This is a genomic window from Pseudomonas sp. LBUM1660 (genome assembly GCF_059695935.1).
The window spans coordinates 768,265-780,798 of record NZ_CP166795.1 but is presented as its reverse complement, the minus strand read 5'-3'; the positions used below and the strand labels follow the sequence as shown (position 1 = coordinate 780,798).

The 12,534-nt window shown below is 61.8% G+C and carries 9 protein-coding genes and 1 pseudogene; 6 read left to right on the top strand and 4 right to left on the bottom strand.

The window, feature by feature from the left end; all coding sequences use genetic code 11:
* Positions 1 to 162 precede the first annotated feature (162 nt).
* Together ACA068_RS03510 and cueR are read left to right on the top strand one after the other, a co-directional pair.
* Entirely contained in the window at positions 163 to 2,556 is a 2,394-nt protein-coding gene (locus ACA068_RS03510) for a heavy metal translocating P-type ATPase (protein WP_497307644.1), read from the top strand.
* Positions 2,553 to 2,966: a Cu(I)-responsive transcriptional regulator gene (cueR, locus tag ACA068_RS03505; protein ID WP_497307642.1), complete on the top strand. Its 414-nt coding sequence runs from the start codon at positions 2,553 to 2,555 to the stop codon at positions 2,964 to 2,966. Before ACA068_RS03510 ends, cueR begins: the two co-directional genes overlap by 4 nt.
* Here the strand turns inward: cueR and ACA068_RS03500 are convergent.
* Positions 2,920 to 4,137, bottom strand: coding sequence for an MFS transporter (locus tag ACA068_RS03500; RefSeq protein ID WP_497307640.1), 1,218 nt, complete (start codon positions 4,135 to 4,137; stop codon positions 2,920 to 2,922). The two genes, cueR and ACA068_RS03500, sit on opposite strands and share 47 nt — an antisense overlap.
* A gap of 199 nt (positions 4,138 to 4,336) precedes the next feature.
* A complete protein-coding gene (locus tag ACA068_RS03495; RefSeq protein ID WP_010463815.1) occupies positions 4,337 to 5,230 on the bottom strand; it encodes a PA4780 family RIO1-like protein kinase in 894 nt (297 codons plus the stop codon).
* Between the two features lie 447 nt (positions 5,231 to 5,677).
* Here ACA068_RS03495 and ACA068_RS03490 point away from each other — a divergent pair.
* Positions 5,678 to 6,766, top strand: a pseudogene (locus tag ACA068_RS03490) (cache domain-containing protein); the annotation flags it as partial.
* A 90-nt stretch (positions 6,767 to 6,856) separates the two neighbouring features.
* On the top strand, positions 6,857 to 7,624 hold the full coding sequence (locus tag ACA068_RS03485) for a methyl-accepting chemotaxis protein (RefSeq protein WP_374039700.1): 768 nt from the start codon (positions 6,857 to 6,859) through the stop codon (positions 7,622 to 7,624).
* A 165-nt stretch (positions 7,625 to 7,789) separates the two neighbouring features.
* Here ACA068_RS03485 and ACA068_RS03480 read toward each other — a convergent pair whose 3' ends face one another.
* Entirely contained in the window at positions 7,790 to 8,581 is a 792-nt protein-coding gene (locus ACA068_RS03480; protein WP_497307638.1) for an AraC family transcriptional regulator, read from the bottom strand.
* An 84-nt stretch (positions 8,582 to 8,665) separates the two neighbouring features.
* Between ACA068_RS03480 and ACA068_RS03475 the strand changes: the two genes are divergently transcribed.
* A complete protein-coding gene (locus ACA068_RS03475; RefSeq protein WP_497307637.1) occupies positions 8,666 to 9,694 on the top strand; it encodes a bile acid:sodium symporter family protein in 1,029 nt (342 codons plus the stop codon).
* Here ACA068_RS03475 and ACA068_RS03470 read toward each other — a convergent pair.
* Positions 9,681 to 10,958: an acetyl-CoA C-acetyltransferase gene (locus ACA068_RS03470; RefSeq protein ID WP_497307635.1), complete on the bottom strand. Its 1,278-nt coding sequence runs from the start codon at positions 10,956 to 10,958 to the stop codon at positions 9,681 to 9,683. The genes ACA068_RS03475 and ACA068_RS03470 overlap by 14 nt on opposite strands.
* A 223-nt stretch (positions 10,959 to 11,181) precedes the next feature.
* Between ACA068_RS03470 and ACA068_RS03465 the strand changes: the two genes are divergently transcribed.
* Complete coding sequence (locus tag ACA068_RS03465) at positions 11,182 to 12,534, top strand: 3-oxoacyl-ACP reductase (protein ID WP_497307634.1); 1,353 nt, start codon at positions 11,182 to 11,184, stop codon at positions 12,532 to 12,534.

The window sequence follows — 12,534 nt, the reverse complement described above, 5'->3', positions numbered from 1 at the left end:
AGGTTGCAGGTATTGGGGCGGCTTCGCCACCCAACGGGGATAAATCCCCTCGCCACAAGACCCGTTCCCACATGGGGTCTACGGCGATTTGAAGACTGGCGCTTGACCTTGCCTGCATGGCAAGGTTGATCCTGTAGGCATCTTCTACAGGGAGCGCGACCGATGTCCGAATCCACTACGTTCGATCTGCCGATTGCCGGCATGACCTGCGCCAGTTGCGCGGGGCGTGTCGAGCGAGCCTTGAGCAAAGTCATCGGCGCTTCTGCCGTCAGCGTCAACCTCGCCACCGAGCAGGCGCGGGTCCAAGCGCCCAGCGACAGCTTGCCGGCCTTGATGGACGCGGTGCAGCAGGCCGGTTACAGCGTGCCGCAACAGAGCCTGGAATTGAGCATCGACGGCATGACCTGCGCCTCCTGCGTCGGCCGCGTCGAACGGGCGCTGGCCAAGGTGCCTGGGGTGCAAAGCGTCAGCGTCAACCTGGCCAACGAACGGGCGCACCTGGAACTGCTCGGACACATCGATCCGCAAGACTTGATCGCGGCAGTCACCAAGGCCGGTTACAGCGCCAGCGTCTGGGAAGTCGAACACCCTCCAACCGATCAGCAACAACAGCGCCTGCACCGTGAGCGCTGGGCATTGATCATGGCAATCGCCCTCGCCCTGCCGCTGGTGTTGCCAATGCTCCTGCAACCGTTTGGCGTGCACTGGATGCTCCCGGCCTGGGTGCAATTCGCGCTGGCCACGCCGGTGCAGTTCATTTTCGGCGCACGCTTTTACGTGGCCGCCTGGAAAGCTGTGCGCGCCGGGGCCGGCAACATGGATTTGCTGGTCGCACTGGGCACCAGCGCCGGTTATGGCTTGAGTCTTTACGAATGGGCTACCGCGGCCGGGCGCATGCCGCATTTGTACTTCGAAGCCTCGGCGGTGGTGATTGCCTTGGTGTTACTGGGCAAATACCTCGAAAGCCGCGCCAAGCGCCAGACCGCCAGCGCCATCCGCGCCCTTGAAGCCTTGCGCCCGGAACGCGCCATTCAAGTGATCGACGGCCGCGAGCAGGACGTCGCCATCAGCGCCTTGCGCCTCAACGACCTGGTCATGGTCAAACCCGGCGAACGCTTCCCGGTGGATGGTGAAGTGGTCGAAGGCCAGAGCCACGCCGACGAAGCACTGATCAGCGGCGAAAGCCTGCCGGTGCCCAAGCAACCCGGTGACAAGGTCACTGGCGGTGCCATCAATGGCGAAGGCCGGTTGCTGGTTCGCACTCAAGCGCTGGGGGCAGAAACCGTGCTGGCGCGGATCATTCGCCTGGTCGAAGACGCCCAGGCCGCCAAAGCGCCGATTCAGAAGCTGGTGGATAAAGTCAGTCAGGTGTTTGTGCCGACCGTTCTGTTGATCGCGTTGGCGACTTTGATCGGCTGGTGGTTATACGGCGCGCCAATCGAAACCGCGCTGATCAACGCCGTCGCCGTGCTAGTCATCGCGTGCCCTTGCGCACTCGGGCTGGCCACGCCGACCGCGATCATGGCCGGCACCGGCGTCGCGGCCCGCTACGGGATTCTGATCAAGGACGCCGAAGCCCTCGAGCGTGCTCATGAAGTCAGCGCCGTGGTGTTTGACAAGACCGGCACGCTGACTTCGGGCGCGCCGCGCATCGCTCATCTGAGTGCCATCAACGGTGACGAAGCCGCCCTGCTGCAAATGGCCGGTGCCCTGCAACGCGGCAGTGAACACCCGCTGGCCAAGGCCGTTCTGGACGCCTGCGCCGAACGCGGTTTGACCGTGGCCGATGTCAGCGACAGTCAATCGCTGACCGGTCGCGGCATCGCCGGCACGCTCGACAGTCGTCGTTTAGCCTTGGGCAATCGCAGGCTGCTGGAAGAAAGCGGTTTGAGCGCAGGGGATCTGGCCGACTCCGCAACCGCGTGGGAAACCGAAGGCCGCACGCTCTCCTGGTTGATCGAGCAAAGCCCCGAGCCAAAGGTACTGGGCCTGTTCGCGTTCGGTGACACCCTCAAACCCGGCGCACTGCACGCGGTGCAACAGCTCAGCGCACGCCACATCAGCAGCCACCTGCTGACCGGCGACAACCGCGGCAGTGCCAAAGTGGTTGCCGAAGCGCTGGGCATTACGGATGTGCACGCCGAAGTCTTGCCGGCAGACAAAGCCGCCACCGTCGCCGAGCTGAAGAAGACCGGCGTGGTGGCGATGGTCGGCGACGGCATCAACGACGCCCCGGCCCTGGCGGCCGCCGACATTGGCATTGCCATGGGCGGTGGCACCGACGTGGCCATGCACGCGGCCGGCATCACCCTGATGCGCGGCGATCCACGGCTGGTGCCCGCCGCCCTGGAGATCAGCCGCAAGACCTACGCAAAAATCCGGCAAAACCTGTTCTGGGCGTTCGTCTATAACCTGATCGGCATTCCGCTGGCAGCGTTCGGCTTCCTCAACCCGGTGCTGGCCGGCGCGGCGATGGCGTTGTCCAGCGTCAGCGTGGTGAGCAATGCGTTACTGTTGAAAACCTGGAAACCCAAGGATCTGGAGGACAATCGATGAACATCGGCCAAGCAGCCCGGCACAGCGGCCTGAGCGCGAAGATGATTCGTTATTACGAGTCCATCGGCTTGCTCAAGGCCGCCCATCGAACCGACAGTGGCTACCGCGTTTATGGCGAAGACGACCTGCACACGCTGGCGTTCATCAAACGCTCCCGGGACCTGGGGTTTTCACTCGAAGAGGTCGGCAAACTGCTGACCCTCTGGCAGGACCGCCAGCGGGCCAGCGCCGACGTGAAGGCCCTGGCCCGCCAGCACATTGACGAGCTGAACCAGAAAATCCTCGAACTCGGTCAATTGCGCGACACCCTGCAGGACCTGGTCGAGCACTGCCAGGGCGACCATCGCCCCGATTGCCCGATCCTCAAGAACCTGGAGTCGGGCTGCTGCGCGCCACCCGTTCGCCCCTGACCGCGAGCACCTTCACCACCAGCAACGTGGTCAGGGGAATGCCGTGGAACAGCAGCACCACGGCCCCCGGCGTCCACCACGAATAGAACGGCGCGGCGATCAACATGCCGATGCCGAACCCGGTCATCTGCAGCAGTGTCAGCAAGCTGAAGATCGGCAGGCGCAGGCTGTCCGGTTCGCGTTGCAGACGCGACATCAGGCCGACCTCGGAGAAGCCGTCACCCAATCCGGCCGGTAACGAGAACAACAGCAAACCGTAGAGGGTCTGCTGCTGGAATATCAGTATGAAGCCGCAGGACATCAGCAACACGCCGTAGAAAAATCGCCGCTCCAGGTGTGCATTGTCCGACCCTTTCAGGCGACTGGCGATTCGTGCACCGATCAGTTTTCCGCAGGCCCAGACGGCCAGCATCAGGCCCAGCGTGGTGCTGGCTGACTCGGGGGTCAGCAGCCTGGAAATAATCGGGAAGCCGACGTTGTGCGCCGCGCTGCCCAGGGTGTCGGCCATGGTGACGGCGAGCATCGCGGCCACCACCGGCGTACTGCGCAGGCCTTGGCGCAAGGCGTGCCACTCACCACGCGGCGGGGTTGGCTCGGTACCGGACGCCGGTCTCGAAAACCGCAACGGCAGGATGAACAACGCGGCCAGCAGATAAGTGACCACGTTCAATGCAAACACCGCTTCAAAGCCAAACGCCGCCACCAACAGCCCTGCCACCAGGCTTCCGCCGACCATGGCCGCGGACGAGGCCGAGGTGATCCAGGCGTTGGTCTTGAGCAGGTGCTCGCCTTCGATCAGGTGCGGCAACTGGCTGTTGAGGCCGATGGCGAACATTGAGTTGCCGAACCCCAGGCCGAACGCGATCAACGGTAAAAGCAGCGCTTGCTGGGCGACCGGAAGCACCAGCAACAGGCCCAACAACCCTGCGCGCAGCAAATCAAAGGCAATCAGCGGAATACGCCCGGCAAAGCGACGATAGAACGAGGTGCCGATCAGACTGGCGAAAATCCCTCCGCCCACGCGGCAGGCGAGGAAAATGCCGACGCTCATGGCGCTGTTGCTGAGCAGGTAGACGTAAGTGGCCAGGGCGACCATGTTGAGGAAGGCGCCGAAGTCCGAGACCAGACGGGCGGCGATGATCAGTTGGGCATTGCGGGTGGAGGGGTTCACATTCAGTCCTTGAGTGTGGGGAGTCGCAGGGAAAAATCCACTGTAGGAGCGAGCCTGCTCGCGATAGCGGTGTGTCAGCTGAGTTTATGTCGACTGATGTACCGCTATCGCGAGCAGGCTCACTCCCACAAATGATCTCCAGTGTTTGGGGATCAGCACTTACAAAAAACCCGGCCGAAGCCGGGTTTTCGTCAACCGATCACTGCATCCACGGTGGAGGCGGTTCTTCGGTTTTGCCCGGTGGTGCGTCATCTGCCGCGCGCACCGCCTGTTTACGCTCTTCATCCAGGCGTGCAGCCTCGATTTCGCGTATGACACCGCCGACGTCAGCCAATTCTTCCGGCTCGTCGAACTCGCCCGTCAACACGCTGGCCGGGTGCAAGGTGCCGGCTTCGTACAGCGCCCACATTTCCTTGGCGTATTTGGTCTTTTTCAACTCTGGCGCAAACCGGCCGAAATAAGACGCCATGTTGCCCACGTCCCGCTCCAGCATGCTGAACGCGTGGTTGTTGCCCGCCGCGTCTACCGCTTGCGGCAAGTCGATGATCACCGGGCCCGTCGGGGTCAACAGCACGTTGAACTCCGACAGGTCACCGTGCACCAGACCGGTACACAGCATCAGCACGATCTGCGAAATCAGGAACGCGTGATATTCGCGCGCCTGGTCCGGCTCCAGCACCACGTCGTTCAGACGCGGCGCGGCGTCGCCGTACTCGTCGGCCACCAGTTCCATAAGCAGTACGCCTTCGAGGAAGTCATACGGCTTGGGCACCCGAACACCGGCACCGGCCAGGCGGAACAGGGCCGCCACTTCAGCGTTCTGCCAAGCGTCTTCGGTTTCTTTCTTGCCGAACTTGGAGCCCTTGGCCATCGCTCGAGCCTGGCGGCTGTTGCGCACCTTGCGACCTTCCTGATACTCGGCCGCCTGACGGAAACTGCGTTTATTCGCCTCCTTGTAGACCTTCGCGCAACGTAGCTCGTTACCGCAGCGCACCACATAAACAGCTGCTTCTTTACCACTCATGAGTGGGCGCAGCACCTCGTCGACCAGACCGTCCTCGATCAGGGGTTCAATGCGTTTTGGAGTCTTCATCAGCTTTTATTGTGGGTCCTTTATTACCAAACACGCGAAAGTCATTCGTTATACGGCAATCCACTCGTTGGGGGGAGGGGTTGCCGACCTATGAACGTCGTGATGCACACAATGTGCCGAATTAATCGGCCAACCCTTTTCGGTCTTCATCGGCCGCCCGAGATCATAGCTGAGCCTGCGCCACTGGGTGGCGAAGGGGTGTGAAGGCATTTGCGACAGAAGCTGACACCAGAATTCAAACCCTTCGTAGGATATTTCTCACCCGACCTCAATTTCCCCTAAATTCAGCCGAAGTCCTCAGTGACAGAGTGATTTGTCCGACAATCGTTCCGACAACAAAAACGATGGTGCACTCACGGAACCGGGTCGATCAATAACGTTTACGGCTGCCAATAATCCGCGAGTCATCTGCACTGCGTGGGCCTACAAGAAAAATCTGGAGCGCGGATGAACATCAAACAGAAGTTGACCTGGGCGTTTGCAATCATCGCCTGCTTGCCCGTGGTGCTGGTCGCCACCCTCGTGGTGCTGAACTTGCGCAGTGACGCCAAGGAGAATTTCGTCGACGGCAGCGGTCGGGAAATTCGTCAGGTCAGCAACGCCATGCAACTGTTCTTCGACGGCATCAGCCAGAACGTCGACTACCTGGCCAGACAACCGCTGATCAAGAACTCCGACGACAGCCTCAAGACCTACATGAGCGCCAACGCCGAGAGCATTCCCCAGGGCGAGATGGACAAAAAGGTCTTCAGCCTCCTGCAGGACCTGGGTAACAGCCATCCGTCCTACGCCTATGCCATCCTTGGCACCGCGGCCGGCGGTTACGTGTCCTGGCCGGACGATGCCAAGCTGAACAATTACGACCCGCGCCAGCGCCCCTGGTACAAGGCTGCCCAGGCCAAACCGGGCAAACCATTCCGTACCGAGGCCTATTACTGGGCCCAGGACGATGCGACCTACGTCAGCACCGTGCGCACCATCGACAACAAATTGGGCACCAACGGTGGCGTAGTCAGTATCGACGTGACGCTCAAGCAGCTCACCGAAATCGTCAAACAGATCAAGCTCGGTGAAACCGGCTACCTGATGCTGCTGGAAAACACTGGCACCGTACTGGTCGATCCGAAACAACCGGAACACAACTTCAAAGCCTTGAGCAGCCTCGGCGAGGGTTACGCACAACTGGGCAAGGCCGGCAAAGGCCTGGTGGAAGTCGAGTTGAACGGCGAACGCTACATGGCCAACGTCTGGCCGTCGGAGCAACTGGGCTGGACCTTTATCGGCCTGATCAAGCAAAACGATGTGATGAGCTCCGCGACCCAGCTGACTTGGCTGATCGCAATCATCGCCGCCGTTCTGGCGGTGTTTTTCGCCATCCTCGGCGCCAGTTTCGCCAGTGTCATCGTGCGGCCGATCCGCAGCGTGGCCAGCGGCCTGGAAGGCATCGCCCAAGGTGAAGGCGACCTGACCAAGAACCTGGAAATCCGTGGCAGCGACGAAACCGCGCAACTGGCCAACTGGTTCAACCAGTTCTTGACGGCGATTCGCAACCTGATCCAAAGCATCGGCGGCGCCGCGACCAAGATCCTCGCCACCTCGAAGAGCTCGACCCAGGTCTCCAGCGATATGGCTGAAGCCGCCGGGCGCCAGCGTGAAGCGGTGGACATGGTGTCCACGGCGTTCCACGAAATGGTCGCCACCGCCAACGAAGTCGCGCGCTCTTGCAGCCAGGCGGCGGAATCTGCCGACAGTGGCCAGCGTCAGGCGCGTCAAGGTCAGCAACAGATTGATGCGGCCGTGACTAGCGTTGATCGCCTGAGCCAGGAAATCGAACAGTCGGCGCAGTCGATGCAACAGCTTGAACGCGACAGCAACGACATTCAGTCGATCCTGGGGACCATTCGCTCGATTGCCGAACAGACCAACCTGCTGGCACTGAACGCCGCCATTGAGGCTGCACGGGCCGGCGAGCAAGGTCGTGGATTTGCGGTGGTGGCAGACGAAGTCCGTGCGCTGGCCAAACGCACGGCGGATTCGACGGCGGAAATCGACGGCTTGCTGGGCAACCTGGCCAAGCGCACCAGCCAAGTGACTCAGCAGATGCATGCGAGCCTGGAAGTGTCGCAACAATCGGTGACTCGCATCGGTGAAGCGCGCAGCAGTTTCGGGCTGATTCGTGAGTCGGTGGATGTGATTCGCGACATGAACACGCAGATCGCCACGGCGGCGGAAGAACAGCATCACGTGGCCGAGGACATCAATCGGCACATCAGCCAGATTCATGGCGATGCGCAGCTGGTGGCGGAACTGGCCAATTCGGCGCGGCTGGATTCGCAGAGCCTGGCCGGGTTGTCGAATGAACTGGATGGGTTGGTTCGCCGCTTCAGGACCTGAAGTCGCTGATCTAACGGGTCGAAAACCGATACCTGTGGCGAGGGAGCTTGCTCCCGCTGGAGCGCGAAGCGGTCGCAAACCGGTAAACACGGAATACCTGATACAGCGGGTTTACTGAATTGGGACCGCTTCGCGCTCCAGCGGGAGCAAGCTCCCTCGCCACAATTACTGTTTGAATAATTCGCCGGGGGTGAAGCCGAACAGGCTTTTGAACGCCGCAATAAACGCCGACGTCGAGTCATACCCGCAAGACAGCGCGGCATTGGTCACGCTGTCGCCCTCCTCCAGCAAACTCAACGACGACAGCAACCGCATCCGCTGCCGCCACCCGCGAAAGCTCAACCCGGTCTCGCGCTGAAACAAACGCATCAGCGTCTTTTCCGAGGAGCCCAGGCGTTGCGCCCATTCCTGCAACGTCACGGCGAGCTCCGGGCGTTCGATCAGCTCATTGCACAATCCGAGCAACCGCTCATGCCGCGGCAACGGCAGAGAAAATCCCACCTCCGGCAGATTCGCCAACTGATCCAGCAGCACATTCACCAGCCGCGCTTCCTGGCTGTTGCCCTGTGGATATTCCACCGGCAGCAAGCAAAAACTCTTGATCAGCTCCCGGGCCAGCGGCGTGACTTCCAGCACCCGACAACGCCCGTCGGCCCATTCGCAGTCCTCGCGGCGCACGTAGAGGCTGCGCATTTCGGCGCGCATCGAGGTCACCACTTGGTGTTCGAGATCCGCCGGAATCCAGATTCCCCACTGCGGCGGCGCAAAGAAACTGCCCTCCGCCGTGTGCACGCCGAGAACGCCGCTGATGGCGTAGGAAAACTGCACCCAATCGTGGCGATGAGGGGGCGTCCACGACCCGGCATTCAGACTTTCCGCCCGTGCGAACAGCGGACGCGGCAACGTCGTTAGCCTCGGAATGGCCCGTTCGAGGGAAAGTTGTCCGTTAGTCGGCATTGATTGGCCTTATGTCGCAAGACGGCAGATAGAGCCGACGTTAGGCTAAGTCATCAATTCTTACAAATGTATTCGGTGCCCGTTATGCATGCCTTCATACACCTCAAACGCGTGGTCACCGACTGGTTCTTGTGCGGCATGCTGATCGCCACGCTGCTGGCGTATTTCTTCCCGGTCTTCGGCGCCACGGGCGGCGGGATGCACGCCGAATACGTGATCAACATCGGCGTGTTCCTGGTGTTCTTCCTGCACGGGGTCAACCTGTCCAGCGAGCAGATCAGCCATGGCTTGAAGAACTGGAAACTGCACGTGATGGTTCAGGGTTTCACCTTCGCGGTGTTCCCGCTGATCTGGCTGCTGAGCGACAAGCTGTTGGGTTCGCACGTTCCTTCGCTGCTGATGCTCGGCTTCTTCTACCTCTGCGCCCTGCCGTCGACCATTTCGTCTTCCGTGGCCCTGACCGGCAGCGCAGGCGGCAACGTGCCGGCGGCGATTCTCAATGCGAGCCTGTCCAGTGTGCTGGGGATTTTCCTGACGCCGTTGCTGGTGAGTCTGGTGGTCGGCAGCGGTGCCGGCGGTATCGATCTGGGTTCAACCCTGCTCGACCTCTGCGCCATGTTGCTGTTGCCGCTGGTGCTCGGCCAATTGGTACGGCCGTTGCTCGGCAAGTTCTTTGCCCGCCACAAGCGCTACACCAACATCGTCGACAAGCTGGTGATTCTGTTGCTGGTGTACTCGGCGTTCTGCAACTCGATGGTCTCGGGAATGTGGCAACAACAGGGCAACGGCGTAATTCTCAGCGCACTGATTGGCAGCGCGATCCTGCTGGCGGTCATCCTGTGGATGACTACCCGCACCGCTCGCGCACTGAAATTCAGCCCGGCGGATGAGATCGCCGCGGTGTTCTGTGCCAGCAAAAAATCCCTGGCGGCGGGCGCGCCGATGGCCGCGTTGATCTTCGGCGCCAACCCGGGCCTGGGCTTGATTCTGCTGCCGATCATGATTTATCACCCGTTGCAGTTGATCGTCTGCTCGGTGATGGCCGAGAACTACGCCAACCGCAACCGTGAACGCATCGCGCAGCAGAACGCCGAACTGATCAGCGCTCGATAATCGCCGTCACGCCCTGGCCGCCGGCGGCGCAGATCGAGATCAAGCCTCGGCCCTTGCCCGCCGCGTCGAGCAACTTCGCCAGGTTGGCGACGATGCGCCCGCCGGTCGCGGCAAACGGATGCCCGGCCGCCAGTGAACTGCCTTTGACGTTGAGGCGGCTGCGGTCGATGGAGCCCAGCGGCGCATCGAGGCCGAGACGGGTTTTGCAATACTCCGGATCTTCCCAGGCCTTCAACGTGCAGAGCACCTGCGCGGCAAAGGCTTCGTGGATTTCGTAGTAATCGAAGTCCTGCAGCGTCAGGCCGTTGCGCGCCAGCAAACGGGGCACCGCGTACACCGGCGCCATCAACAGCCCTTCGGCGCCGTTGACGAAATCCACCGCCGCGGCCTCGCCGTCACGCCAGTACGCGAGGATCGGCAAGCCGCGCTCCTTCGCCCATTCTTCACTGCCCAGCAGCACCAGCGATGCGCCATCGGTGAGCGGCGTGGAGTTGCCCGCCGTCATCGTGCCCTTGGCGCTTTTCTCGAAGGCCGGTTTCAACGAGGCGAGTTTTTCCAGGGTCAGGTCCGGGCGCAGGTTGTTGTCGCGGGTCAGGCCGAGGAACGGTGTCATCAGGTCGTTGTGCCAGCCTTCGGCGTAGGACGCGGCCAGGTTCCGATGGCTCTCCAGCGCCAGTTGATCCTGTTCTTCGCGGGGGATGTTCCAGGTCTGGGCCATCAATTCGCAGTGTTGGCCCATGGACAAACCAGTGCGCGGTTCGCCGTTGCGCGGGAACTCCGGGATCAAGTCCCGGGGGCGCAGCTGCAGAAAGGTTTTCAGTTTGTCGCCAGTGCTCTTGGCGCGATTGGCTTGCAGCAGCACCCTGCGCAAACCTTCACTGACGCTGATCGGCGCATCCGAAGTGGTATCGACGCCACCGGCGATGCCGCAATCGATTTGTCCCAGGGCAATCTTGTTCGCCACCAGCAACGCCGCTTCAAGACCCGTGCCGCACGCCTGCTGAATGTCATAGGCCGGGGTGCCGGGGGACAACCGTGAACCGAGCACGCACTCGCGCGTCAGGTTCATGTCTCGGGACAGCTTGAGGACCGCCCCCGCGACCACTTCGCCCATGCGCAGGCCGTGTAGGTTGTAGCGTTCGATCAGACCTTCGAGCGCTGCGGTGAGCATCGCCTGATTACTGGCGGTGGCGTACGGCCCGTTGGAGCGGGCGAAGGAGATACGGTTACCGCCGATTATCGCGACGCGGCGCGGCTGGGTCATGAAAAGCTCCTGTCAAAAAAACAAATGTAAACACCAGTCCCTGTAGGAGCGAAGCTTGCTCGCGAAGGTGCCGGCACATTCAATATTTCCTCTGAATGAAACATCGTCTTCGCGAGCAAGCTTCGCTCCTACAATGTTCAAGCGTAGGCCTTATCTCGTGGATCGAACGACTGATTGCCATTCGTGGTCCACACTTTGAACCCCAGCTGCCGGAGTGCGTTCCATGTCTGACCGTTATATCGACTTCGCCAATTCCTCCATCGGCCATCGTCTGGTCGGGGCCATGGGACTGCCGTCTCCGGTACGCCTGGAGCGGTGGCAAGCAGGCCGGCTGCGGCCTGTCGAAGGGGCATTATTGATAGGCGGCGGCCCGCTGACAGAGAAAGTCAGTGCCTTCGCCAACCGCCTGACCGACGCGATCTACCGCTACGGCGCCGAGCCTTCTCTGGCCACCGCGTGGATTCCCGGCCATGGCCCCAAGCTTAAAGCCGTGGTGTTCGACGCCAGCGACCTGGTTCAGACCGATCAGCTCAAACAGCTGCGCGAGTTCTTCCAGCCGCTGATAAAAAACCTCGATCAAAGCGCGCACCTGGTGATTCTGGGGCGTGCGCCAGAGACGTTGACCGACCCGTTCGCCGCCAGCGCACAGCGTGCGGTGGAAGGTTTCAGTCGCTCGCTGGCCAAGGAATTGCGCGGCGGCGGCACCTTGCAACTGATCTATGTCGGTGAAGGCGCCGAGGATCAACTCGAAGGGCCGCTGCGGTTTTTCCTCTCGCCCAAAAGTGCGTTTGTGTCAGGCCAGGTGGTCCGTTTGAAGGCTTGCGATACGCAGGTGTCGGACTGGACTCGCCCACTGGCCGGGCGCAAGGCACTGGTCACGGGGGCCGCGCGCGGCATCGGCGCTTCCATCGCCGAAACCCTGGCCCGTGATGGCGCCGAGGTGATTCTGCTCGATGTCCCACCGACGAAAACCGATCTCGATGCGCTCGCCGCACGCCTTGGCGGGCGCAGCATCACCCTGGACATTTGCGCCGAAGACGCCGCCGCGCAGTTGGTCGAACTGCTGCCCGACGGTGTCGACATCGTGGTCCACAACGCCGGCATCACCCGCGATAAAACCCTGGCCAACATGACCCCGGAATTCTGGGACGCAGTGCTCGCGGTCAACCTCAACGCACCGCAGGTTTTGACCAAGGCACTGCTCGACAGCGGCGCCTTGCATGACAACGGGCGGGTGATTCTGTTGGCGTCCATCAGTGGCATTGCCGGCAATCGCGGGCAGACCAACTACGCGGCGAGCAAGGCCGGGCTGATCGGTCTGGCCCAGGCTTGGGCGCCATTGCTCGATCAACGCGGCATCAGCATCAACGCCGTGGCACCGGGGTTCATCGAAACCCAGATGACCGCGCACCTGCCGTTCGGCATCCGCGAGGCCGGGCGACGCATGAGTTCATTGGGCCAGGGCGGCCTGCCACAAGACGTTGCCGAAGCAGTCGCGTGGCTCGCTCAGCCGGGGACCGGCGCGTTCACCGGGCAAGCGTTGCGAGTCTGCGGCCAAAGCGCCTTGGGGGCATGA